We start from the raw sequence: 22,881 nt of genomic DNA on the forward strand, positions 1-22,881 counted from the left end.
CGCAGCCCATTAGGAGGCGCGGCCTTGAGAGTTTAGGGAGGAAACGCACTGCAAAAGCAGTAACGAGCCCAGATATTATGCCCTGAAGCGGGAGCTTGGTAATACCAAGTTGGAATTGGTGCAGTGCGGTATGCGCATGGCAACGGGGGAGTTTCAGGTTGTTTGCCTAGGGTGTGGGCAGGAATTCGGTGGTTTGCCCGCTTCGAGGCAGAGAAATTGATTGCTGAAATCCCGAACGATCGCGGGCCGGCACAGTTGCGTCCGAAATGAGCCGGGCGCGAAGACTGGCTCGTTGTTGCGGCTGAAATAGAATTGGCCGGGCCACACGGATATGTGGTCCGGCCAACAATGGAAAAGCCAACAACGAGGGAAGTTCGTCAGGCACCCAGCTTTTCGCGGATCAGCGCCTTGGTCTCGTTCAGACCGTAGAGCTGGATGAAGGAGCCCATGCGCGGACCGGTCGTCTGGCCCAGCAGCACCTCGTACAGCGCCTGGAACCACGCGCGCAGTTCGGTGAAGCCGTGCTCCTTGCCGACGGCGAAGACCTCGTTCTGGATCACGTCGCCCGCCGCACCGGCGGGGATGGCGTCCAGCCGCGTCAGCAGGTCCTCCAACGCGGCGCGCTCGGCGTCGGTGGGGGCGCGGTACTGCTTCGTCGGCTTCACCTGATCCTGGTAGTAGCGGACGGCGTAGCCGACCAGCTTGTCCAGGAAGGGGCTGTTCTCCGGCGTCGCCTCGGGCGCGTAGCGGCTGATGAAGCCCCACATCACGTCCTTGGTCTCGGCGTTCGCCGCACCGGCGAGGTTCAGCAGCAGGTTGAAGGACACGTCGGAGCGGACGGCCGGGGCCTTGCCGTTGTGGATGTGCCAGGCCGGGTTCTCCAGCTGCTTGGCCGGCTCCTCCACGGGCAGCTTGGCGACGAAGGCCAGATACTCGTCCACCGCGCGCGGGATCACGTCGAAATACAGGCGCTTGGCCGACTTCGGCTTCTGGAACATGTAGAGGGCGAGGCTCTCCGGCGGGGCGTAGGCCAGCCACTCCTCCATGGTCAGGCCGTTGCCCTTGGACTTGGAGATCTTCTGGCCCTTGTCGTCCAGGAACAGCTCGTAATTGAAACCCTGCGGCGCGGTGCCGCCGAGGATGTTGACGATCTTGCCGGCCAGCTCGGCCGACGGGATCAGATCCTTGCCGTACATTTCATAGTCGACGCCCAGCGCGTACCAGCGCATGCCCCAGTCGGGCTTCCACTGAAGCTTGACGTGGCCGCCGGTGACGGGAACCTCGACCTTCTTCCCGTCCTCGTCCTGGAAGACGATGGTGCCGGCGTCCACGTTGCGCTCCAGCACCGGGACCTGGAGCACGCGGCCGGAGGTCGGGGACACGGGCAGGAAGGGGCTGTAGGTCTGCTGACGCTCCTCGCCGAGCGTGGGCAGCATCACCGCCATGATCGCGTCGTAGTTCCGCAGGACGCCCAGCAGCGCTTGGTCGAAGCGGCCGGACTTGTACCAGTCGGTGGAGGACTGGAACTCGTACTCGAAGCCGAAGCTGTCGAGGAAGGCGCGCAGGCGCGCGTTGTTGTGCGCGCCGAAGCTCTCGTGCGTGCCGAACGGGTCGGGCACCTGGGTCAGCGGCTTGCCGAGGTTGGCGGCCACCAGCTCCTTGTTCGGGATGTTGTCCGGGACCTTGCGCAGTCCGTCCATGTCGTCGGAGAAGCAGAAGAGCTTGGTGGGGATGTCGCTCATCCGCTGGAAGGCCTGACGGACCATGGTGGTGCGCGCCACCTCGCCGAAGGTGCCGATGTGCGGCAGGCCCGACGGGCCGTAGCCGGTCTCGAACAGGACGTAGCCTTTGGCCGGCGGCTCTTTCGCGAAGCGCGCGACCAGTTTGCGCGCCTCCTCGAACGGCCACGCCTTCGCCTGCAACGCCAATTCCCGCTCGCCGGTCATGGTAGAGCCCCTTCAAACTCGAATAAAACCGTGGAAAGGCAGGGACCCTAGGGCGGACCGGGCCGCGCGTCAACCGGCCGACAAAACGCAACGCAGTCCCGCGCTTGCCCGGCGCGCTCCGTGCGCGCAGATTTCTGCGGGGATCGTCCTTCTGGGAACCGGAATGAGCTGGCTGTACCTGTCCTTCGCCATCGCGTTCGAGATCGTGGGCACCGTCTCCCTGAAGATGTCCGACGGGATGACGCGCCTGTGGCCCGCCCTGGCGGTGACGGCCTGCTATCTGACGGCCTTCGCGCTGCTGGCCCAGGCGCTGAAGGAGATCGAGGTGGGCGTCGCCTACGCGGTCTGGTCCGCGGTCGGCACGGCCGCCGTCGCGGCGATCGGCGTCTGGGTGTTCGGGGAGTCGGTCAGCCTGCTGAAGCTCACCGGGATTCTGCTGATCGTCGCGGGGGTGGTGAGTTTGCGGATGGCGGGGGGTGGGGCGTGAGGGGGCGCGAGCGCCGCAATTTTTCTGGATTGTGTGTGCTGCCTTGACACTCAACCGACAATGATGGATTGACGCTGGCGTGATGCCTTTGCCGCGACAGGCCGCCTGTGCGCCTCCGGGATGTGGGGTGGATCGGGGAATTGGGCGGCCGGCGAATTTTAATGGCGCATTTTCCGTACCGGATCGATGAGAACGGCCAGCTTTGGGACCGGGATAACCAACCCGTTTCTTTGACCGAAGCGGCCGATACCGACATCGAGGTCGAGCACCTGATACCCTTTGTGTTTCAGGTCCTTCTTCCCAAAGGGGAAGTTGTAAAGATTCTTGTGTCTTTTACCAGTCACTGCTGGACCTCGTCATTTCGTGATGACGTTCACTGTGGAAGTATGGTTGTTCTCGACCATCACCGCCGCCGCGTATTCGATGCAGAGCGATACGGCCTTTCGGAAGGGCTGCCGACGCTCATCTCGGGCGTGGCGAACCACAAATGTTTCCTGACGCCTGAGAAGCGGAATTACATGACCTTCGATGGGCGTATCAAACTGGATGATGGGCGGGACTATCGCATTTTCTTTGCGATGAGGAAAAACAAGGGTCGTTGGAATGGTATCCGCCACCAACTCCAGATGATCGTCGAAAGCGCGTATCCAACGAATATGCCGGTCATCGGCACGGAAGTCTCGTTTGCGACTATCGTTTCCAAGACGCTTCGGGGAGAAACGATCCGTTACGCGGGATAGTCGCCGCTGTCCCAGCAGCGCACCACAAGCCCTGGAAACGCCAAAGGGCATCGTTTCCGATGCCCTTGGCTAGCTCGACGCCCTCTTTTCGCCGGTTGCCCGGTATCCCATGTCCCATGTGGACCGCGTGAGCGGCGGGGGAACGCTGTCGGGCCGAGGCCCTCAGTCGATCGGTCGTTCCATCAAACGCATCATATGGTCCGCTTCGTTTTTGCGTCAATGGCGTATCGTTGGTATGCGGGCTGCAATCATTGTGGAGTTCACCGCGCACACTCCGCCAGCCCGTCGCGCTCCACGATCGCCATCCGCCGCTCGATGATGCCGGCCCGCCGCGCCACGTAGGCACCGGGCGGGTTCGGCGACCACTTGCGCGGGCTGGGCAGCACGACGGCGAGCAGGGCGGCCTCGCGGCGGGTCAGGGCGGACGCCGGTTTGCGGAAATGGTGGCGCGCGGCGGCCTCCGCGCCGTAGACGCCGTTGCCCCATTCGATGATGTTCAGATAGACCTCCAGGATGCGGCGCTTGGGCCAGAAGCTCTCGATCAGCAGGGTGAACCAGGCCTCCACGCCCTTGCGGATCCAGCTGCGGTCCGGCCAGAGGAAGGCGTTCTTGGCGGTCTGCTGGCTGATGGTGCTGCCGCCCTTCAGGCGCTCGCCCTCCTCGTTGCTCTCGAAGGCGCCCTCGATGGCCGCCCAGTCGAAGCCGCCGTGGCCGCAGAACAGCGTGTCTTCCGACGCGATGACCGCACGGGCGAGGTGGGGGGAGATGCCGGACAGCGGCAGCCAGTCCTTCTCCAGCCCCGAACCCTCGGCGGCGCGGATCAGCATCAGGGGCGTGAAAGGCACCGGGACGACGCGGTAGAGCGCCGCCCAGCCGACGCTGAAGGCCGCCAGCGCCAGGGCAAAGGCCAGCATCATCCTCACGACGCGCCGCATGCACTCCGTCTCCTATGGTCGGGCCGCCACTCTCGGGTGGGACCGGCCGTAAGGTCAACACGGGTTTGCTCGCTTTGGGCGGGCGGGGGCCTCTATACTGCGCGCCATGGATTTGTCTTCGGTGCCTGCCCGCAGCTTCAGCCTCGACGACGCGCCAGCCCTGGTGGCCGGCGCGCGGCAGGTCGTGCTGCTGACCTCCGACGGCGAGGTGGAGGAGTTGTCGCTCGCCGCCGCCGCGATGCGCGTGCGCAAACAGCCGCCGCTGGTCTGTCATGCGCGGGCCATGGCGCGGCGGCTGGGGGTGGAGCCCTTCGCCGCTTTCGACGTGCTGGAGCTGTTCGCCTTCGTGAAGCCCGCCTGCTTCTGCGTGCCGACCCCGCGCGGGCTGGCGGAGGCGCTGGACCTGCCCATCCCGGACGGGCTGGAGGCCGACGCGCTGGCGCTGCAACGGGCGGTGCGGCGGCTGCTCGGTCTGCTGGGCGCGCCGGGGCGGGAGGACGCTTCCGATCCCGTGGCTTTTGCCTGGGAAATGGGGCGCGCCGGCTGGCCTTGGGGACCGGCCGTACTGGCGGCACTCGGCAAGCCGGAAGGGCCGGAGAAGGGCGCCGCCCGCGCCGGCCTGCGCGTCTGGATGCGCATCAAGGAATGGCAGGACGGCCCGCCCGAGCCGCCCCCCGCCCAACACCCGGTGAAGCCGGAGGAGGCGCGGCGACGGCTGGCCGAGATGCTCTCCGCCATGGTGCCCGGCAAGACGGCGGAGCCGCGCCCGCAGCAGGCCGACTATTCCAGCGCGGTGTCCGCCGCCTTCGCCCCGCGCAGCGCCCCCGACACGCCGAACGTCGTGCTGGCGGAGGCCGGAACGGGCGTCGGCAAGACGCTGGGCTATCTGGCGCCGGCCACCGTCTGGGCGGAGAAGAACGGCGGGACCGTGTGGATCTCCACCTACACCCGCAACCTCCAGCACCAGATCGACGCGGAGCTGGACCGCCTCTACCCCGACCCGGCGACCAAGGCGCGCAAGGTCGTGCTGCGCAAGGGGCGGGAAAACTACCTGTGCCTGCTGAACCTGGAGGAGGCCATCCGGGGCATGCCCATGCAGCCGCCATCTGTTTCTGGTGCTGGGGCCGTGGGCGTTGGGCTGATGGCGCGCTGGGCGGCGGCGACGCGGGACGGCGACCTGACGGGCGGCGACTTTCCGGGCTGGCTGGTGGACCTCGCCGGGCGGGGGCGGACGCTCGGTCTCGCCGACCGGCGGGGGGAGTGCATCTATTCGGCCTGCGACCACTACGCCCGCTGCTTCATCGAGAAGAGCATCCGCCGCGCCCGCAAGGCCGACGTGGTCATCGCCAACCACGCGCTGGTCATGGTGCAGGCCGCCCTTGGGGGTGGCGAGGAGCCGACGCTGCCCACCCGCTATGTCTTCGACGAGGGGCACCACGTCTTCGACGCGGCCGACAGCGCCTTCGCCGGACACCTGACGGGCCGCGAGACGCAGGAGCTGCGGCGCTGGCTGCTGGGCGCGGAGGAGACCGGGCGCAGCCGCGCGCGGGGCCTCAAACGCCGCATCGAGGATTTGGTCGCCGACGACGAGCGCGCGCAGGAACTGCTGGACGCCGTGCTGATGGGCGCCCGCGTGCTGCCGGCGGAAGGCTGGGCGGCGCGGCTGGCGGCGGACAACCCGCAGGGGCCGACCGAAAAGTTCCTGCTGACGGCGCGCCATCAGGTCTACGCGCGGACGGCGGGGCAGGGCGGCCCCTACAGCCTGGAGGCCGACAAGGCCTACCCGGTGGACGGTCTGCTCGACGCGGCGGCGGCGCTGGAAGGGGCTCTGGTCCGCCTGTCGGAACCGCTGGAGGGGCTATCGAAGCGGCTGGCCGCCCGGCTGGAGGACGAAACGGCGGAACTGGACAGCGACCAGCGCCGGCGCATCGACGCCATGGCCCGCAGCCTGACCCGGCGCGGCGTGCTGACGGTCGAGGCGTGGCGGTCGATGCTGAAGACCCTGGCCGTGGAGACCCCGCCGCAGTTCGTGGACTGGTTCGCGGTGGAGCGCATCGACGGACGCGACGTGGACGTTGGGCTCTACCGGCATTGGGTGGACCCGACGGTGCCGTTTGCCGAGGCGCTGGCCGGGCCGGCGCATGGGATGGTCGTCACGTCGGCCACGCTGACCGACGGCACGGGCGACGTCACGATGGACTGGCAGGCGGCGGAGGACCGCTGCGGCGCCTCCCACCTGCCGAAGCCGGCGATCCGCGCGCAGGTGCCCTCGCCCTTCGACTATCCCAACCGCACGCGGGTGATGGTGGTCACCGACGTGCGCAAGGACGACCTGGGGCAGGTGGCCGCCGCCTACCGCTCGCTGTTCCAGGCGGCGGGCGGCGGGGGCCTCGGGCTGTTCACGGCGATCAGCCGGCTGCGCGCGGTGTACGACCGGATCGTCGGGCCGCTGGACGAGGCCGGCATGCCGCTCTACGCCCAGCATGTGGACCCGCTGGACGTGGCGACCCTGATCGACATTTTCCGGGGGGAGGAGCACGCCTGCCTGCTGGGCACCGACGCGGTGCGCGACGGGGTGGACGTGCCGGGCCGATCCTTGCGGCTGATCGTGTTCGACCGCGTGCCCTGGCCGCGCCCCGACATCCTGCACCGCGCCCGGCGCGATGCCTTCGGCCGCCGCCGCTACGAGGACATGATCGCGCGCCTGCGGCTGAAGCAGGCCTTTGGGCGTCTGGTGCGGAGGGCTGACGACACGGGCGTGTTCGTCCTGCTCGACCCCATGATGCCGAGCCGCCTGTTCGGTGCCTTCCCGGAGGGCGTCGAGGTGCGGCGCGTCGGCATCAAGGAGGCGGTGGAGGAAACGGCGGAGTTCCTGCGGGGCTGGTGAGGGCCGTCAGGCGGCCTCCGCCTCGCCGATCCGCGCGCTGTCGAACGGTGTCGTCTGGTAGATCTGGTTGATCCAGTTCGCGAACAGCAGGTGGGCGTGGCTCCGCCACCGGTTCTCGGGCGGGCGGTTCGGGTCGTCGTCCGGGAAATAGCCGTGGGGGACCGCCATGGCCTCGCCCTTGGCGACGTCGCGGACGTACTCATTCCGCAGCGTGTCCGAATCGTATTCGATGTGGTTGAACATGTGCAGGGAGCGGTGATCGGGATCCTCCAGCAGGCAGAGCCCGATGTCCGGCGAATCCATCAGCACGCGCAGGCCGCTGTCACGGGGAAGATCCTCGCGCCGCACCTCGGTCCAGCGGGAGACCGGGATGGAGAAATCGTCGGAGAAGCCGCGCAGGTAGGGTGAGGTGGGCGCCAGGTTGCGGTGCCGGAAGACACCGAAAGCCTTTGCCGGCAGCAGGTGCTTCGGAACGCCGTGGAAATGATGGACCGCCGCCTGCGCCGCCCAGCAGATGTTCAGGCAGGAGTGGACGTGGCTCTGCGTCCAGTCGAAGACCGCGCACAGCTCGTCCCAATAGAAGACCTCCTCGAACGGCAGCTTTTCCACCGGAGCGCCGGTGATGATGAAGCCGTCGAACTTCTCCCGGCGCACATCCTCCCACGGCCGGTAGAAGGCGCCCATGTGATCCGCGGAGGTGTTGCGCGGCACATGGCTGGTGATCCGGATCAGCGACAGCTCGACCTGCAGCGGGGTGGCGCCCAGCAGACGGGCGATCTGGGTTTCCGTCCGGATCTTGTCGGGCATCAGGTTGAGAAGACCGAAGCGCAGAGGGCGGATGTCCTGCCGGACGGCGTCGGTCTCGCGCATGATCATGACGCCTTCGGCCTGAAGGGCGGCGCAGGCGGGAAGATCATCGGGTATCTTGATGGGCATGGTACGTCTGGCTCCGCTGTCGGCGCATCGGGTGGAGCAGACGTTATGGCGAAACCCGTTTGATTGCCGGTTCGGCCACATCCCCCTTCGGGACGCCACCTTGCTCGGGAAGCAGGTTGGCGTTGAGCGTCCGCTCAACTCTTGATGCGCGGCGCACTTTATACGGCGTGCGAGAGCTTGGCAACAGCCGCCGGCTTTGCTGGATTATGGCCCCGGCGCGTACATCGCCAGCAGCGCCGACAGCGTGACCACGCTGGCGATGGTGGACACCAGGATCGCGGAGGAGGTGCGCTCCACATAGATCTGGTACTGGCTCGCCACCACGAAGGTCAGGGCGCCGGTCGGCAGGCCGGCCAGGATGATGGCGGAGCCGGCCCAGAAGGGGTCGAGCGGGAACAGGGTCTTCGTCAGGCCCCAGGTCAGGGCCGGCTGCACCAGCAGCTTCAGCGCGCTGATCCAGCCGACCTCGACCATGTCGGCCTTCAGGCTGCGGGTGGCGAGGAACAGGCCGATGGCGAACAGGGCGCAAGGGCCGGCGGAGGCGCCCATCAGCTCGCAATAGATGGCGACCGGGCGCGGCACCGGCACACCGGACAGGACCACCGACCAGGCGATGCCGACGGCGGTGGAGATGATCAGCGGGTTCTTCGCCAGCGCGCGGCCAACGTCGCGCAGCGCCTTTCCCACGCCGTGGCCGTGGCTGTTCGCGAACTCCAGCCAGATTACGGCGATGCCGACCATGATGGCGCTCATGATCACGGTGGCGAGGATGGCCGGGGCGAGGCGGTCCGGGCCGAAGGCGGCCAGGAACAGCGGGATGCCCATGTAGCCGGTGTTGGAGAAAGCGGCCGTCAGCCCCTGCATGCACTGGATCTGGGTGCGTTCCCGGTGGATCAGCCAGCCGAGCAGCGCGCCCAGCGCGTAGACCGCCAGCATGGCGCCGAGGAACGCGCCGATGAAGGGACCGTTGAAGATCTCCGGCAGGGACCGGCGCGCCGTGCCGAGGAACAGCACCGGCGGCAGGGCCATCCAGTAGACGAACTTGTTCAGCGCCTCCGACGAGGCGGGGCCGAGGAGCTTCGCCTTACCGGAAAGGACGCCCGCCAGGATGATGGCGAAGACCGGGAGCGCGACGTTGAGAACCACCGACATGGACCCGACCTTACGGGGGGAGGGCACCCCCTGTCGAGCGACCGACCCCACCGTTCGGGGCATGGCTCCCTTGACGGGGCGGGAGGCGCGGGCAAGATAGCCATGGGCCCCTACCCGCAGGAGTTTCGATGATCAACCATCACAGCGCGCTCATCTACGTCATGGTGCTGGTGTCCGCGTGCGACGGCGACATGACCGATCTGGAGCTTGAGGCCATCGGCGAGAACGTCCGCTATCTGCCGGTCTTCAAGGATTTCGACATCGACCGGCTGACCGACGTGACGCGCGAATGCTCCGGCCTGCTGGCCGACGCCGACGGGCTGGAGACCACTTTGCAGATCATCAAGGAGGCGATCCCGCACAAGCTCTGCGAGACCGCTTACGCGCTGGCCTGCGACATCGCCGCCGCCGATCCCTCCGCCTCGCAGGAGGAACTGCGCATGCTGGAGATGATCCGCCACAAGCTGGGCGTGGACCGGCTGTGCGCCGCCGCCATCGAACGCGGCGCCCGCGCCCGCCACGCGCGCCTGTGACGCCATGGCGGGCTTGAACGGAAGGACGGTCGGGTTCATCGGGCTCGGCCTGATGGGCCGGCCGATGGCGCGCAACCTGGCGAAAGCCGGGGCGTCGCTGGTCATCCACAGCCGCAGCCCCGGCCCGGTCGAGGAACTGGCGGGCGAGGGCATGAACCCCGCCGCCAGCCCCGCCGGGGTCGCCCGGCGCGCCGACACCGTCATTCTGATGCTGTCCGACACGGCGGCGGTGGAGACGGTAGCGGCGGGCCTGATGGAGGCCCTGACGCCCGGCCATCTCGTCATCGACATGGGCACGACGGCGGTCGCCGCGACCCGGCGGCTGGCCGAGGCGGTGCGCGCCAAGGGGGCGGAGTGGGTGGACGCCCCCGTGTCCGGCGGGACCGTGGCCGCTGAGGCGGCCGGCCTGACCATCATGGCCGGCGGCACGCCGGACGCCTTCGCCCGCGCCCTGCCGCTGTTCCAGGCCATGGGGCAGCGCATCACCCATGTGGGCGAGAGCGGGGCGGGGCAGGTCGCCAAGACGGCCAACCAGGTCATCGTCGGCCTGACCATCGGCGCGGTGGCGGAGGCTCTGGCGCTCGCCAAGGCGGCCGGGGTGGATCCGGCCAAGGTGCGCGAGGCCATCCGCGGCGGCTTCGCCGAGTCGCGAATCCTGGAGCTGCACGGGCAGCGCATGGTCAGCGGCGACTTCACGCCGGGCGGCCGGGTGGTCACCCAGATCAAGGACTTGCGGCAGGCCGAGGAACTGGCCGAACAGTCGGGCATCGACCTGCCGGCGCTCGGCCTGAACCTGGAGTTGTTCGAGCTGCTGGCCGAGCAGGGCGACGGCGCGCTCGACCACAGCGCTCTGTATCGGTTGTTTTCAAAGTAAAGGAGGGGGCCTTCCGGCCCCTTCCTGCATTCACTTTTTCAAATAATCCCGGACAAGCAACTCCGCGATCTGCACGGCGTTCAGCGCTGCACCCTTGCGCAGGTTGTCGGCGGCGCACCAGAAGGACAGGCCGTTGTCCACCGTGTAGTCCTCGCGGATGCGGCTGACGAAGACCGGGTCGTCGCCGGCCACCTCGACGGGGGTGATGTAGCCCTCGTTGTCGCGCTGGTCGATCACCTGGACGCCGGGGGCCTTGCGCAGGATCTGGCGGGCCTCGTCGGCGGTGATCGGCTCCTCGCACTCGATGTTGATGGCTTCGGAGTGGCCGATGAAGACCGGGACGCGCACGCAGGTGGCCGTCACCTTGATCTTGGGGTCGAGAATCTTCTTGGTCTCGACGTTCATCTTCCACTCTTCCTTCGTGGTGCCATCCTCCATGAAAACGTCGATGTGGGGGATGACGTTGAAGGCGATCTGCTTGGTGAAGGTGGACTTCTGCACCGGGTCGTTCACGTAGATGGCGCGGGTCTGGCCGAACAGCTCGTCCATGCCTTCCTTGCCGGCGCCCGACACCGACTGGTAGGTGGACACCACCACGCGGCGGATTTTGAAGCGGTCGTGCAGGGGCTTCAGCGCCACGACCATCTGGATGGTCGAGCAGTTGGGGTTGGCGATGATGCCCTTCTTCTTATAGCCGGCGATGGCCTCCGGGTTGACCTCCGGCACGACCAGCGGCACGTCCGGGTCCATGCGGAAGTGCGAGGTGTTGTCGATCACCACGGCCCCGGCGGCGGCGGCGCGCGGGCTGTGGACGGCCGACACCTTGGCGCCCGGCGACGACAGGACGATGTCCACGCGCTTGAAGTCGAACTTCGCCAGATCCTGGACCTTCAGGATTTCGTCCTCGCCGAACGAGACTTCCTTGCCGGTCGAATTCTCCGACGCCAGCGCGATCACGTCGCTGACCGGGAACTTCCGGTCGGCCAGCGTGGCCAGCATTTCCCGTCCGACGTTGCCGGTGGCGCCGACGACCGCGACTCTGTAGCCCATGGCGGTAATTTCCTGTGATAATGCGGTGCGGAGAGGGCTTTCAGGTATGCGGTTCCCAATGGAATTGCAACAGCGCCCGCGTTGTGACACCGTGCGCGCATCTTTCGTAGACCGTGATTTGTGCAACCGTCCATGGCCACTCCGCTCGAAGACATCATCGCCAAGGCGATCAAGGACGCGGATAAGTCCATCTTCAACGAGGACTACACCAAGCAGGCGCGCGCCGTGATGAGCGCCCTGAAGAAGGCCGGCTACGAGGTCGCCCCCGTCAAGCCGCCGGAAGGGCTGGTGGAGTGGGCCAAGGAAAACATCCCCTTCGGCCGCCTGCGCCCGGCGGAGCTGATCACCCAGATGTACTCGATGATGGTCGAGAACGTGCGCCGGTTCGACAAGTAGGTGTTCGAACGGCCCGCTCCCGCGCTTTTTCCTGGTATTACCAGCCGGACCAAACCCCGTTTGTTTTCAGTCACTTCCCGCAATGCGCCAATTTGAACACGGCTAAGCCCGCGTCGTTGACTCGGCCGCGCGAGAAGCGTAATTCAATGCGCCAATCACAGTAGGGCCTATTTCTTTCGGTCTCGCACCACCCGCCGTCGCGGCAAACGCCCTCCTTGCCGCGACCGGCCGCCGAACAGAGGACGACGCAATGGCAAACGGCAGCGGTCGGCCGCTTTCCCCGCATCTTCAAGTCTATAAATTCGAATGGACCATGGCGCTGTCGATCACGCACCGCATCACGGGCGTGGGGCTGGCTGTGGGCACGCTGCTGCTGACGTGGTGGCTGGTCGCTGCCGCGGCCGGTCCGGAGTCGTTCGCGCGTGCGCAGAAGTTCATCGGCTCGGGCCTCGGCCTGCTGCTGATGTTCGGCTGGACCTGGGCGCTGTTCTACCACCTCGCCAACGGCATCCGTCACCTGGTGTGGGACGCCGGTTATTCGTTCGAGCTGAAGAACGCCGAGAAGGGCGCCTACATCGTCGCCGGCGCGTCGCTGGGCCTGACCATCCTGGCCTGGATCATCGGCCTGGCCGTGTGGTGAGGAGACTGACAATGGCAGCCAATCTTTCCAACAAGTCCCTGCGCTCTCCGCTGGCCGAGGTTCGCGGCCTGGGTTCCGCCAAGCACGGCACCGAGCACTGGTGGCACCAGCGCCTGTCGGCGATCGCACTGATCCCCCTGACCCTTTGGTTCGTACTGGGTGTGATCCGTCATCTGGGCGCCGACCACACGGCCTTCGTCGCGTGGATGAAGTCGCCGTTTTCCGCGATCATGATGGTGCTGACGGTCGTCGTCACCTTCCATCACGCCGTGGGCGGCCTCCAGGTCGTGATCGAGGACTACGTCCACAACGAGTGGGCGAAGCTGGCCGGCGTCATCGCCGTGAAGTTCGTGAGCTTCGCGCTGGCCGCCGCCTGCGTCTTCGCCGTCCTCAAGATTTCGTTCGGAGCCTGACGAGCCATGGCCGCCTACGATATTATCGATCACTCCTATGACGTCGTCGTCGTCGGTGCCGGTGGTGCGGGCCTGCGCGCCACCTTCGGCATGGCCGAGAAGGGCCTGAAGACGGCGTGCATCACCAAGGTCTTCCCGACCCGCTCGCACACCGTCGCGGCGCAGGGCGGCATCTCCGCCGCGCTGGGCAACATGAGCGAGGACGACTGGCGCTTCCACATGTACGACACCGTGAAGGGGTCGGACTGGCTGGGCGACCAGGACGCCATCGAGTACATGTGCCGCGAGGCCATCCCGGCGATCATCGAGCTGGAGCACTACGGCGTGCCCTTCTCGCGCACGCCGGAAGGCAAGATCTACCAGCGCGCCTTCGGCGGCATGACCGCGCATTACGGCAAGCAGCAGGCTTACCGCACCTGCGCCGCCGCCGACCGCACCGGCCACGCCATCCTGCACACCCTCTACCAGCAGTCGCTGAAGCACGAGGCGGAGTTCTTCGTCGAGTATTTCGCGCTCGACCTGATCATGGAAGACGGCGAATGCCGGGGCGTCGTGGCCTGGAACCTCGACGACGGCACCATCCACCGCTTCCGCGCCCAGCTGGTCGTGCTGGCGACGGGCGGCTACGGCCGCGCCTACTTCTCGGCCACCTCGGCCCACACCTGCACGGGCGACGGCGGCGGCATGATCCTGCGCGCCGGCCTGCCGCTGCAGGACATGGAGTTCGTGCAGTTCCACCCGACCGGCATCTACGGCTCCGGCTGCCTCATCACCGAGGGCGTGCGCGGCGAGGGCGGCTACCTCACCAACTCCAACGGTGAGCGCTTCATGGAGCGCTACGCCCCGTCGGCCAAGGATCTGGCGTCGCGCGACGTCGTGTCCCGCTCGATGACCATCGAGATCCGCGAGGGTCGCGGCGTGGGTCCGCAGAAGGACCACATCCACCTGCACCTGGAGCACCTGCCGCCGGAGATCATCCACCAGCGCCTGCCCGGCATCGCCGAGACGGCCAAGATCTTCGCCGGCGTGGACGTCACCAAGGAGCCGATCCCGGTTCTGCCGACGGTGCACTATAACATGGGCGGCATCCCCACCAACTTCCGCTGCGAGGTCGTCAACCCGACCGCGGAGGATCCGGATCGGGTCGTCCCCGGCCTGATGGCGATCGGCGAAGCGGCCTGCGTGTCGGTGCACGGCGCCAACCGTCTGGGCTCCAACTCGCTGCTCGACCTCGTGGTGTTTGGCCGTTCGGCCGCCATCCGCGCCGCCGAGATCGTCGAGAAGGGCAAGTCGGTGTCGGCGTCCGCCGCCAGCACGGACTTCGCGCTGGAGCGTTTCGACCGCATCCGCAACGCCAAGGGCTCGATCAAGTCGTCGGAACTGCGCCTGGAAATGCAGAAGACCATGCAGAACAACTGCGCGGTGTTCCGCACCGGCGAGGTGCTGGAGGAGGGCGTCAAGCTCATCGACCAGACCTTCGCCAAGAAGGGCGACATCTCCATCACCGACCGGTCGCTGGTCTGGAACTCCGACCTCGTCGAGGCCATCGAGCTGGACAACCTGCTCTATCAGGCCGTCGCCACGCTCCATTCGGCCAAGAACCGGCCGGAAAGCCGCGGCGCGCACGCGCGTGAGGATTATCCGAACCGCGACGACGAGAACTGGATGAAGCACACCGTGATCTCGGTGTCGGACAAGGGCGAGACCAACATCGGCTACCGCCCGGTCCACATGTACACCCTGACCAACGAAGTGCAGGTGTTCCCGCCGAAGGCCCGCGTCTACTAAGGCCCCGAGCGCAAAGGCAAGGATACGAACCATGGTCGAATTCAACCTGCCCGCCAATTCCAAGGTCGGCGTCGGCAAGACCATCAACGCCGCCAACGGCGCCAAGCGGGCGAAGACCTTCAAGATCTACCGCTGGTCGCCGGATGATGGCCAGAACCCGCGGGTCGACACCTACATCGTCGACCTCGACAAGTTCGGCCCGATGATCCTGGACGCGATCATCTACATCAAGAACAACATCGACTCGACCCTGACCTTCCGGCGCTCCTGCCGCGAGGGCATCTGCGGGTCCTGCGCGATGAACATCGACGGCCTGAACACGCTGGCCTGCCTGAAGGCCATCGAGGACATCAAGGGCGACGTCAAGATCTACCCGCTGCCGCACATGCCGGTGGTGAAGGATCTCGTCCCCGACCTGAAGCACATCTACGCCCAGCTGGCCTCGATCAAGCCGTGGCTGCAGTCGCAGTCCCCGGCCCCGAGCCGCGAGCGCCTGCAGTCGCCGGAGGACCGCGCCAAGCTGGACGGCCTCTACGAGTGCATCCTGTGCTTCTGCTGCTCGACCTCCTGCCCCAGCTATTGGTGGAACGGCGACCGGTATCTTGGCCCGTCGATCCTGCTCCAGGCCTACCGCTGGATCGTCGACAGCCGCGACGAGATGACGGGCGAGCGCCTCGACAACCTCGAGGATCCGTTCCGTCTCTATCGCTGCCACACCATCATGAACTGCACCAAGGCGTGCCCGAAGGGCCTGAACCCGGCCAAGGCGATCGCCGAGATCAAGAAGCTGATGGTTCAGCGCCGCTGATCCACCGGCTTCCGGTTCATCGAGCCGGTTTATCGACAAACGGCGAGGCGCTCCCGAGAGGGGGCGCCTCGTTCGTTTTGGGGCTTCTGCGTCGTCAGGCGAAGTCCGGGTCGGTGGGACGGGACGGCGGAAGATCATTGTTCGGGATGGGGGAGGGGCCGTCGTCCTGCGGACCCGGCGTCGGCAGGTCCGGATTGTCGGTGAGCGGCCCCTGCGTCGGCACGTCCTGGCCGGGCTGGGGACGGGGCGGGGCGGAGCGCAGCGGCTGCGGGGAAGCGGTCGGGGAAATCCAGCCCATGGGTCGGAGCCTCCTGAAGTGATCAATGGAATTGGTTGGCGGCGGTTTGGTTGCGATGCGGAATGTTCAACCATTCAACTGGCCCCTCTGCGCAGATTGACCGACGACGATGAGGGGTTATGCTTTTCGGGGGAGACACGCATTCGGACGGCGGAAGGCCGAAACGCAAAGGGAGAGGATCATGGGAAACACGCCCGGTCAGGCGCTGAGCTACGTCCAAGGCCAATGGATCGCGGGAAACCCCGCCATCGTCGGCCCGATGACGCACGCGCTCTGGCTCTCGTCGGCCGTGTTCGACGGGGCGCGGGCCTTCCAGGGCGTGGCACCGGACCTCGACCGGCACTGCGCCCGTGTCGTGCGCTCCGCGCAGGCCATGGGCTTGGCCCCCATGCTGACCGCCGGTGAGATCGAGGAACTGTGCTGGGACGGCATCCGCCGCTTCCCCAAAGAGGCCGAGCTGTACATCCGGCCCATGTTCTACGCGGAGGACGGCTTCGTCGCGCCGGACCCGGAGAGCACGCGCTTCGTGCTGTCGGTCTACGAGGCCCCGCTGCCGAGTGCCGCCGGCTTCACCGCTTGCCTGTCCACCCGGCGCCGCCCAAGTCCGACCATGGCGCCGACCGAAGCCAAGGCCGCCTGCCTCTATCCCAACGCCGGGCTGGCGCTGAAGGAGGCGCGGGAGCGGGGCTTCGACAACGCGGTCATGCTGGACCCCATCGGCAACGTGGCGGAGTTCGCGACGGCCAATCTGTTCATCGTTCAGGGCGGGGTCCAGGGCGGGGTGATCCGCACGCCCGTGCCGAACGGCACCTTCCTGAACGGCATCACGCGCCAACGGGTGATCGCGCTGCTGCGCGAGGACGGTGCTGTGGTGGAGGAGGGCACGCTGACCGCCCGCGACCTGATGGAGGCGGAGGAGGTCTTCTCCACCGGCAACTATGCCAAGGTCTTGCCGGTGACGCGGCTGGAGGGTCGGGAGCTTCCGGCGGGTCCGGTCTCAACCCGTGCCCGCGCGCTCTACTGGGAATTCGCCTTCCGTTGAGGCGGCGAGCGCCTGAAATCGGGCGGTATGCGGCCCGAAGCCCGGCTTGATAGACGGCCCGTTCGCGGGCATGATGGATCTCGAGTCGGCGGCTCCGGCCGGAACCGGGGCCGTCATGGCAGGAGGGGTACAGAATGCAATTCCGTGAACGGCGCCGCGTGATCCAGGTGATCCGCACCACCTACGACCCGGATCTGAAGCGCGGGCGCTCGGAGGTTCTGGGCAAGATCGACAAGGCGGCGCCGGCCATCACCGACAAGCTCCACAAGGCTTGCACGCCGGAAGAACTGTCGGAAATCACGACCTATCTGGCGACCCGGCAGAACACGCTGCGCGACGAGGCGGTGCGCGCCGGGGCCGAAACGCTTCCCGCCCAGATGCGCGCCGCGGCCGAGTATTTCCGCAGCCACCGCGACGAGGAGGCGAAGGACTTCGCCGTCGAAATCCGCGCGGCCTGGGATGAGCTGAAGGCCGCGATGCGCAAGGCCGGCTTTTCCAAGGGCAAGGTGAAGAAGAGCGCGGAGAAGGACCGGGACAAGGCATCCGCTCCCAAGGTTGACGCGGCACCGGCCGCCGAGGTGGTCGCTACGCCGCCGGCCGATAAGAAGCCGGTGCCTGAGAAGAAACCCGCCGCGGCGGAAAAGCCGGTTCCGAAGGCCCGGCCGGCGCGCAAGGCCGCGGTGCCGAAGCGGACGGAAACGGCTGCGGTCGCGCTGGCGACGGCGGTGGGCGATGCGGTGCCCACTCCGGGGCCGGTGGTCGTGCCGACCAAGCCGGACGGCGGGGCGGCGTCGTAAGAGGTCAAACGGAGTCGGCGATGGCGCGCGCCGCGTGGCGGTGGTGCGCCAGCGTTGCCGACAAGCGCGTCAGCCAGGAGTCCGTCGGCGCGCCGGAGGCGGGCAGGGCGGCGCGGCGGCGGGCGGCGCCAAGGCGCGCTTCCGCGGCAAGCTGGCCGTGCAGGCGCTGAACGGCGGCGCGGGCGCGGGTGTCGTGACGTTCACGTCCGCCCAGCATCGCCAGACGCAGGATTTCACGCGGCGGAGCGCCGTCATAACTGCGGTCCAGGCTGTCGGTCGAGGGATGGGCGGCGCGCGTCATAGGGCGGATGCTACGGAGCGCATCCGTTCCTGTCAAGGATAATTGTCCTAGGACGCGCTGCCCCGAAGGGGGCTACTGGCTCGCCCAGACGATGCGGGCCATCCACGCCACATCGGCGCGCGGGATGCTGCGGTCCGGGTGGGCGCGGTTGATCGACATCAGCTCGATCTTCGTCGCCGTCTCGCGCACCAGCTGCTTGGCCATCACCTCGCCGCCCTTGGTGCGCACCACCACGCGGTCGTTGCGGCGGATCTGCGCGGCCGGGGACACGATGATGGTGTCGCCGTCGCGATAGACCGGGTCCATGCTGTCGCCGGAAATCTCCAGCGCGTAGGCGTGCGGGTCGCCGATGCTGGGGAACAGAAGCTCGTCCCATCCCACGCCTGACGGGAAGCCGGCATCGTCGAAATAGCCGGCGTTGCCCGCCTGGGCGTAACCAATGACCGGCACGCGCTGAAGGGCGCCGGGACCGGCGGCCTCGCCGACAAGGCTCACGAACTCCGATAGCGACGCTCCGGTCGCCTCCAGCACCTTGGAGACGCTTTCGGTCGAGGGCCAGCGGAGCTTTCCGTCGCCGGTGGTCCGCTTGCTCTTGTTGAAGGTCGTGGGGTCGAGCCCGGCGCGCCGCGCCAGCCCGGACGCCGACAGCCCGTTCTGCGCCGCAAGGCGGTCGATGGCCCGCCAGATGTCCGCGTGTTTCAGCATGGGACGATAATCTCATAAACCGCGCGGGGCGTCCCTAGGAAGCTTTTCATAAAGTCCTTGACCAAGGAATAAAATCAGTACATAACGAGAACAGATGTTCGCCTTTGCCGCGCAATACGGCTCCGAGCCGGCCCTTTGGATGAGACAGGCCGGCTCTGCGAACGCTCAGCGTGCATTTAAAAAGGAGGCTCCGGCCATGGCGCTTCAGCGCAGCGTTACCACGTCCATCCCCGCGTCCATCTCCGATTCCTGCGGGGTCCCCTTCGGCAGCGCGGAGGAGGCGTGGTTCTGGTCCGTCCAGGCCCAGGAGGCCAAAGCGGCCGGTGCCCGCATCGTGGCCGGGCGGGGGCTGGTTTCCCGCCCCTGCGAGCCCGGCGACGTGCTGCGCGCCGTGGACCGGCTGTACCGCCACCGCCTGCTGCTGCGCGACCACCTGCATGTGCTCGTCCACTACGGCCGCCGCCTGCTGGCGCCCGACCCGCAGCGCCACCGCGAGCAGCGCGCCCACACCCTGTGGCGCGAAGCCTTCACCCAGTTGAGCCCCGTGCTGCGCGAAAAGGGCATCGTGCAATGAGCAGCCCGCCCGCCGCCGGCGCCGAGCCCGTGCCCCGCGCCTGGGTGGTGTTCCGGGGCGATGCGGAGCTGTGGTGGCTGCGGCTGCTGCGGCCGGGGTTCCGGCACTGCTTCGCGATCCTGAACGACGGGCGGCACTGGGTCGTCGTGGACCCGCTGTCCCCCTACACCGACGTGGCGGTGCTGGACCTGCCCGCCGGCTACGACCTGCCGGGCTGGTTCCGCGGGCTGGGCATGGCGGTGGTCGCGGCGCCGGTGCGGCGCGCCCTGACCCGCCCGGCTCCCTGGGCGCCCTTCACCTGCGTGGAGGCGGTCAAACGCCTCCTGGGGCTGCATGCCCCCGGCATCCTGACGCCCTGGCAGCTCTACCGCCGGCTGACCCGCGCCGCCACCCCCGCCTGAATCCCAAACCATCCCCCGCCCTCAACCCCGACACGGGAGATCCGTCCATGGCCAACCTGTTCAAGGCCCCCCGGCCGTCCACGCCGCAGCCCGCCCCCACGCCGGTGGTGGAGACGCCGGCCCCCGCACCCGCACCCGCGCCCGATCCAACGCCGTCCCCGCAACCCGCCCCGGTGCCCGCTCCCGTCGCGCCCCCGACCCCCGCGCCCGAGCCGGCACCGACGGCCACCCCGCCCTGGTGGGTGACGACCCCGGTCGCCGTTCCGGAGCCGGCTCCAACGCCGGTCCCGGCCACCACTCAGCCTGACCCGACCGCCACCCCGACCACTTCGGCCGATCCGGAGGTCGCCAAGGCCGCCGAGGAACTGCTGCAACGGCGCGCGCGCAGCCGCGCGGGCACGGTGCAGACCTCCTGGCGCGGGGTGCTGGATTCCAACGCGCTGGTGCCGCTGCGCAAGCGCCTGCTGGGAGAGTGACGCGATGAACGACGCCCGATCCGGCACTCTTTCCCCCGCGCGGCCGAAACGCAGCACCCCGGCAGAGTCCGAGGCGGAAGCCCTGCTCGAACGCTACCGGGCGGCGCGGGAGCGGCGCTCGGTCTGGGAAAGCCACTGGCAGGAATGCTACGACCACGCCCTGCCCAACGGTCAGCCCTTCCGGGGCACCGGGACGCCGGGCGAGCGCCGGGTGGACCGGCTGTTCGACGGCACCGCCCCGGACGCGGTGGAGCAGCTCGCCTCCAGCCTGCTGGCCGAGCTGACCCCGCCCTGGTCGCGCTGGTTCGGCCTGCAGCCCGGCCCGACCCTGACCGACGCGGAGCGCGACCGGGTCGCCCCGATGCTCGACCGCGCGGCGGGCATCGTGCAGGCGCATTTCGACCGCTCCAACTTCGCGGTGGAGATCCACCAGGCCTTCCTGGACCTCGTCACCGTGGGCACCGCCTCGCTGCTGATGGAGGAGGCCGCCCCCGGCGCGCCGTCCAGCCTGCGCTTCACCGCCGTGCCGCTGGCCGAGGTGGTGCTGGAGGAAGGGGCGGAGGGCCGGCTGGACGGCACCTTCCGCCGCAGCGAGCCGACGCTCGCCCAGATCGAGCGGCGCTTTCCGGGCGCCGACATCCCGGAGGAAGTGCGCAAGCGCGGCGCCGAGGAACCCGACAGCCGCTTCCCCCTGGTGGAGGCGGTGCTGCCCGATGGCCTCGCCTACCGCTGGACGGTGGTGCTGGACAGCGGTCTGGCCGAGCCCTGCCGGCTGGCCGAGGGGCGCTTCGCCCAGTCGCCCTTCATCAACTTCCGCTGGCTGAAGGCGCCGGGCGAGACCTACGGCCGGTCCCCGGTCATGAAGGCGCTGCCCGACATCAAGACCGCCAACAAGGTGGTGGAGCTGGTGCTGAAGAACGCCTCCGTTGCCGTCACCGGCATCTGGCAGGCCGACGACGACGGGGTGCTGAACCCCGCGACCATCCGGCTGGTGCCGGGGACGATCATCCCCAAGGCGGTCGGCTCGGCCGGGCTGACGCCGCTCGCCAACCCCGGCCGGTTCGACGTGTCGCAGCTGGTGCTCGACGATCTGCGCGCCCGCATCCGGCACGCGCTGCTGACCGACCGGCTGGCGCCGCTCGACCAGCCGCGCATGACCGCGACGGAGGTCGTGGAGCGATCGGCCGAGATGGCGCGGTTGCTCGGCGCGACCTTCGGGCGTTTGCAGGCGGAGCTGCTGAACCCGCTGGTGCTGCGCGCCGTCGCCATCCTGCGCCGGCGCGGCGAGATCCCGGACATCACCGTGGACGGGCGGCTGGTCACGTTGCAACAGCGCTCCCCGCTCGCCCAGGCGCAGGCGCAGCGCGACGTGCAGGCGACGCTGCGCTGGCTGGAGACGGCGCAGCAGCTCGGGGCGGAGGCGATGTCCGCCGTGGACGCCGCCGCCACCGCGCGCTGGCTGGGCGAGGCCTTCGGCGTGCCGGCGACCCTGATCCGCGCCGAGGCGCCGCAAGCCGAAGGGCCTACCCATGGCTGACCGCAGCGCGTCCCAGGCGGCCGGCTGGGGCTGGCTGGAGGCCGCGCCGGCCATCCCCGTGCCGGCCGACGACCCGGCGCCCAGCTTCGCCCGCTGCTTCGCCGGGCCGGACGGGGCGCGGGTGCTGGCCACGCTGAAGGCCATGACGCTGGACCGCGCGCTCGGCCCCGACGCGACCGACGCCGCGCTTCGTCACCTGGAGGGCCAGCGCGCGCTGGTCGCCACCATCCTCGCCTTGGCGTCCCGTGGGGCCACCCGCGGGCAAGGCGTCTGATTTCCCCTATCGAGGAGCATTCCCATGGCCGAAAACCTGCTGACCTCCGCCGTTCCCGGTTCCAATGTCGGCCCCGGCCCCGGCGCCGCGCCCCCGGTGCCGGAAAAGTTCCGCGACCCGCAGACCGGCGAGGTGCGCGTGGACGCGTTGTTGAAGTCCTATCTGGAACTGGAGCGCAAGCTGTCGGCGCCGCCCGCCGCTCCGGCGGCCCCGGCCAGCCCCGCGGATTTCGACCGCCCGAGCCTTCTGAAGGCGCTGGGTGTGCCGGACGGCCCGGACGGCTACTGCATCGCCTGCGACCACGGGCTGTTCCAGGCCGACCCGGCGATCAACGAGCGCCTGCACGGTGCGGGCTTCACGCCGGAGCAGGCGCAGCTCGTCTACGACCTCGCCGCGGAGCGGCTGGTCCCGCTGATCCAGGACGTCGCCGCCGAGTTCCAGGCGGAGCGCGAGGTGGAGCGGCTGGTCGCCCACTTCGGCGGCGAGGACCGCTGGCGGGACGTCTCGCGCCAGCTCCTGGCCTGGGCCGGCAAGAACCTGCCGGCGGCGGCGGTGGAGGGGCTGTCCACCACCTATGAAGGCGTCATGGCGCTGTACCGCATGATGACCGGCACGGAGCCCGCCGCCCTGTCCATGCCCGCCGCGGCGGCCCAAGGCGGCGGCGAGGCGGAACTGCAGGCCCTGATGCGCGACCCGCGCTACTGGCGCGACCGCGAGCCGGCGGTGGTCGCCCGGGTGACCGAAGGCTTCCAGCGCCTCTATCCCAACGCGGGCTGATGCGGTTTGCAACGTCCCGGAGCCTCCGCGCTCCGGGGCGTTCCCGCAACATCGTGCCGAAATGTCGCGATCTAAGGAAAATTTCTTCCGGAAGGTGCCATCTTAACCACTTGG

General features: G+C 68.4%; 26 protein-coding genes and 1 riboswitch. Of the genes, 18 read left to right on the forward strand and 8 right to left on the reverse strand.

From position 1 onward, the window contains the following. Nucleotides 1–377: 377 nt before the first annotated feature. On the reverse strand, nucleotides 378–1,946 hold the full coding sequence (locus ACSVC7_RS00795; RefSeq protein ID WP_448204494.1) for a lysine--tRNA ligase: 1,569 nt from the start codon (nucleotides 1,944–1,946) through the stop codon (nucleotides 378–380). A gap of 163 nt (nucleotides 1,947–2,109) precedes the next feature. On the opposite strand from ACSVC7_RS00795, the gene ACSVC7_RS00800 reads away from it, so the two are divergent. Together ACSVC7_RS00800 and ACSVC7_RS00805 are read left to right on the forward strand one after the other, a co-directional pair. After that, nucleotides 2,110–2,433 (forward strand): DMT family transporter, encoded by a 324-nt coding sequence (locus ACSVC7_RS00800; protein ID WP_448204495.1) that lies wholly within the window; start codon nucleotides 2,110–2,112, stop codon nucleotides 2,431–2,433. Nucleotides 2,434–2,594: 161 nt separating this feature from the next. After that, nucleotides 2,595–3,173, forward strand: coding sequence for a YjaZ family protein (locus ACSVC7_RS00805; RefSeq protein ID WP_448204496.1), 579 nt, complete (start codon nucleotides 2,595–2,597; stop codon nucleotides 3,171–3,173). A gap of 260 nt (nucleotides 3,174–3,433) precedes the next feature. On the opposite strand, the gene mtgA is transcribed toward ACSVC7_RS00805, so the two are convergent. Further along, nucleotides 3,434–4,108 carry a monofunctional biosynthetic peptidoglycan transglycosylase gene (gene mtgA / locus ACSVC7_RS00810; RefSeq protein WP_448204497.1) on the reverse strand — a complete coding sequence of 225 codons (675 nt, stop codon included), beginning with the start codon at nucleotides 4,106–4,108 and terminating at the stop codon, nucleotides 3,434–3,436. Nucleotides 4,109–4,214: 106 nt separating this feature from the next. On the opposite strand from mtgA, the gene ACSVC7_RS00815 reads away from it, so the two are divergent. After that, nucleotides 4,215–6,995 (forward strand): ATP-dependent DNA helicase, encoded by a 2,781-nt coding sequence (locus ACSVC7_RS00815; RefSeq protein ID WP_448204498.1) that lies wholly within the window; start codon nucleotides 4,215–4,217, stop codon nucleotides 6,993–6,995. Nucleotides 6,996–7,001: 6 nt separating this feature from the next. On the opposite strand, the gene ACSVC7_RS00820 is transcribed toward ACSVC7_RS00815, so the two are convergent. Further along, the gene (locus ACSVC7_RS00820) at nucleotides 7,002–7,931 is read right to left on the reverse strand and encodes a homoserine O-succinyltransferase (RefSeq protein ID WP_448204499.1); all 930 of its coding nucleotides are present in this window, start codon (nucleotides 7,929–7,931) and stop codon (nucleotides 7,002–7,004) included. Between the two features lie 49 nt (nucleotides 7,932–7,980). Continuing rightward, nucleotides 7,981–8,084: riboswitch (SAM-I-IV-variant riboswitch) on the reverse strand. 51 nt (nucleotides 8,085–8,135) lie between these two features. Next, nucleotides 8,136–9,083: an AEC family transporter gene (locus ACSVC7_RS00825; RefSeq protein WP_448204500.1), complete on the reverse strand. Its 948-nt coding sequence runs from the start codon at nucleotides 9,081–9,083 to the stop codon at nucleotides 8,136–8,138. Between the two features lie 128 nt (nucleotides 9,084–9,211). Between ACSVC7_RS00825 and ACSVC7_RS00830 the strand changes: the two genes are divergently transcribed. Continuing rightward, nucleotides 9,212–9,616 (forward strand): tellurite resistance TerB family protein, encoded by a 405-nt coding sequence (locus ACSVC7_RS00830; RefSeq protein ID WP_448204501.1) that lies wholly within the window; start codon nucleotides 9,212–9,214, stop codon nucleotides 9,614–9,616. Nucleotides 9,617–9,620: 4 nt separating this feature from the next. Continuing rightward, nucleotides 9,621–10,490, forward strand: coding sequence for an NAD(P)-dependent oxidoreductase (locus ACSVC7_RS00835; protein ID WP_448204502.1), 870 nt, complete (start codon nucleotides 9,621–9,623; stop codon nucleotides 10,488–10,490). Between the two features lie 30 nt (nucleotides 10,491–10,520). Here the strand turns inward: ACSVC7_RS00835 and ACSVC7_RS00840 are convergent, their stop codons facing one another. Beyond that, nucleotides 10,521–11,540, reverse strand: coding sequence for an aspartate-semialdehyde dehydrogenase (locus ACSVC7_RS00840; protein ID WP_448204503.1), 1,020 nt, complete (start codon nucleotides 11,538–11,540; stop codon nucleotides 10,521–10,523). Between the two features lie 132 nt (nucleotides 11,541–11,672). On the opposite strand from ACSVC7_RS00840, the gene ACSVC7_RS00845 reads away from it, so the two are divergent. The 5 genes from ACSVC7_RS00845 to ACSVC7_RS00865 all read left to right on the forward strand — a co-directional run bounded on the left by ACSVC7_RS00845 (nucleotide 11,673) and on the right by ACSVC7_RS00865 (nucleotide 15,585). After that, nucleotides 11,673–11,936: a hypothetical protein gene (locus tag ACSVC7_RS00845; RefSeq protein ID WP_448204504.1), complete on the forward strand. Its 264-nt coding sequence runs from the start codon at nucleotides 11,673–11,675 to the stop codon at nucleotides 11,934–11,936. A gap of 250 nt (nucleotides 11,937–12,186) precedes the next feature. Further along, nucleotides 12,187–12,576, forward strand: a complete 390-nt coding sequence (sdhC, locus tag ACSVC7_RS00850) for a succinate dehydrogenase, cytochrome b556 subunit (protein WP_448204505.1) — start codon at nucleotides 12,187–12,189, stop codon at nucleotides 12,574–12,576. An 11-nt stretch (nucleotides 12,577–12,587) separates the two neighbouring features. Continuing rightward, nucleotides 12,588–12,989: a succinate dehydrogenase, hydrophobic membrane anchor protein gene (sdhD, locus tag ACSVC7_RS00855; protein WP_448204506.1), complete on the forward strand. Its 402-nt coding sequence runs from the start codon at nucleotides 12,588–12,590 to the stop codon at nucleotides 12,987–12,989. Between the two features lie 6 nt (nucleotides 12,990–12,995). Then, entirely contained in the window at nucleotides 12,996–14,777 is a 1,782-nt protein-coding gene (gene sdhA, locus ACSVC7_RS00860) for a succinate dehydrogenase flavoprotein subunit (RefSeq protein ID WP_448204507.1), read from the forward strand. A gap of 31 nt (nucleotides 14,778–14,808) precedes the next feature. Then, a complete protein-coding gene (locus ACSVC7_RS00865) occupies nucleotides 14,809–15,585 on the forward strand; it encodes a succinate dehydrogenase iron-sulfur subunit (protein ID WP_448204508.1) in 777 nt (258 codons plus the stop codon). A 94-nt stretch (nucleotides 15,586–15,679) separates the two neighbouring features. Here ACSVC7_RS00865 and ACSVC7_RS00870 read toward each other — a convergent pair whose 3' ends face one another. Next, nucleotides 15,680–15,883 (reverse strand): hypothetical protein, encoded by a 204-nt coding sequence (locus ACSVC7_RS00870; RefSeq protein WP_448204509.1) that lies wholly within the window; start codon nucleotides 15,881–15,883, stop codon nucleotides 15,680–15,682. Nucleotides 15,884–16,064: 181 nt separating this feature from the next. Here ACSVC7_RS00870 and ACSVC7_RS00875 point away from each other — a divergent pair, with 181 nt between their 5' ends. Both ACSVC7_RS00875 and ACSVC7_RS00880 read left to right on the forward strand, forming a co-directional pair. Continuing rightward, the gene (locus ACSVC7_RS00875) at nucleotides 16,065–16,925 is read left to right on the forward strand and encodes a branched-chain amino acid aminotransferase (RefSeq protein WP_448204510.1); all 861 of its coding nucleotides are present in this window, start codon (nucleotides 16,065–16,067) and stop codon (nucleotides 16,923–16,925) included. Between the two features lie 134 nt (nucleotides 16,926–17,059). Beyond that, complete coding sequence (locus ACSVC7_RS00880; protein WP_448204511.1) at nucleotides 17,060–17,722, forward strand: hypothetical protein; 663 nt, start codon at nucleotides 17,060–17,062, stop codon at nucleotides 17,720–17,722. A gap of 4 nt (nucleotides 17,723–17,726) precedes the next feature. On the opposite strand, the gene ACSVC7_RS00885 is transcribed toward ACSVC7_RS00880, so the two are convergent. After that, nucleotides 17,727–18,023, reverse strand: coding sequence for a hypothetical protein (locus ACSVC7_RS00885; RefSeq protein ID WP_448204512.1), 297 nt, complete (start codon nucleotides 18,021–18,023; stop codon nucleotides 17,727–17,729). 72 nt (nucleotides 18,024–18,095) lie between these two features. Further along, nucleotides 18,096–18,728, reverse strand: a complete 633-nt coding sequence (locus ACSVC7_RS00890) for a S24 family peptidase (RefSeq protein WP_448204513.1) — start codon at nucleotides 18,726–18,728, stop codon at nucleotides 18,096–18,098. 196 nt (nucleotides 18,729–18,924) lie between these two features. On the opposite strand from ACSVC7_RS00890, the gene ACSVC7_RS00895 reads away from it, so the two are divergent. The 6 genes from ACSVC7_RS00895 to ACSVC7_RS00920 are packed head-to-tail and all read left to right on the forward strand — an operon-like array spanning nucleotide 18,925 to nucleotide 22,767. Next, entirely contained in the window at nucleotides 18,925–19,302 is a 378-nt protein-coding gene (locus ACSVC7_RS00895; RefSeq protein WP_448204514.1) for a hypothetical protein, read from the forward strand. Next, the gene (locus tag ACSVC7_RS00900) at nucleotides 19,299–19,703 is read left to right on the forward strand and encodes a hypothetical protein (protein ID WP_448204515.1); all 405 of its coding nucleotides are present in this window, start codon (nucleotides 19,299–19,301) and stop codon (nucleotides 19,701–19,703) included. Before ACSVC7_RS00895 ends, ACSVC7_RS00900 begins: the two co-directional genes overlap by 4 nt. 47 nt (nucleotides 19,704–19,750) lie before the next feature. Further along, on the forward strand, nucleotides 19,751–20,179 hold the full coding sequence (locus ACSVC7_RS00905) for a hypothetical protein (protein WP_448204516.1): 429 nt from the start codon (nucleotides 19,751–19,753) through the stop codon (nucleotides 20,177–20,179). Between the two features lie 4 nt (nucleotides 20,180–20,183). Further along, nucleotides 20,184–21,716 (forward strand): portal protein, encoded by a 1,533-nt coding sequence (locus tag ACSVC7_RS00910; protein ID WP_448204517.1) that lies wholly within the window; start codon nucleotides 20,184–20,186, stop codon nucleotides 21,714–21,716. Next, complete coding sequence (locus tag ACSVC7_RS00915) at nucleotides 21,709–21,990, forward strand: Bbp19 family protein (protein ID WP_448204518.1); 282 nt, start codon at nucleotides 21,709–21,711, stop codon at nucleotides 21,988–21,990. Before ACSVC7_RS00910 ends, ACSVC7_RS00915 begins: the two co-directional genes overlap by 8 nt. 24 nt (nucleotides 21,991–22,014) lie before the next feature. Then, nucleotides 22,015–22,767 carry a capsid assembly protein gene (locus ACSVC7_RS00920; protein WP_448204519.1) on the forward strand — a complete coding sequence of 251 codons (753 nt, stop codon included), beginning with the start codon at nucleotides 22,015–22,017 and terminating at the stop codon, nucleotides 22,765–22,767. The last annotated feature ends 114 nt before the right edge of the window (nucleotides 22,768–22,881 follow it).

This window comes from Azospirillum mesophilum, assembly GCF_053470405.2.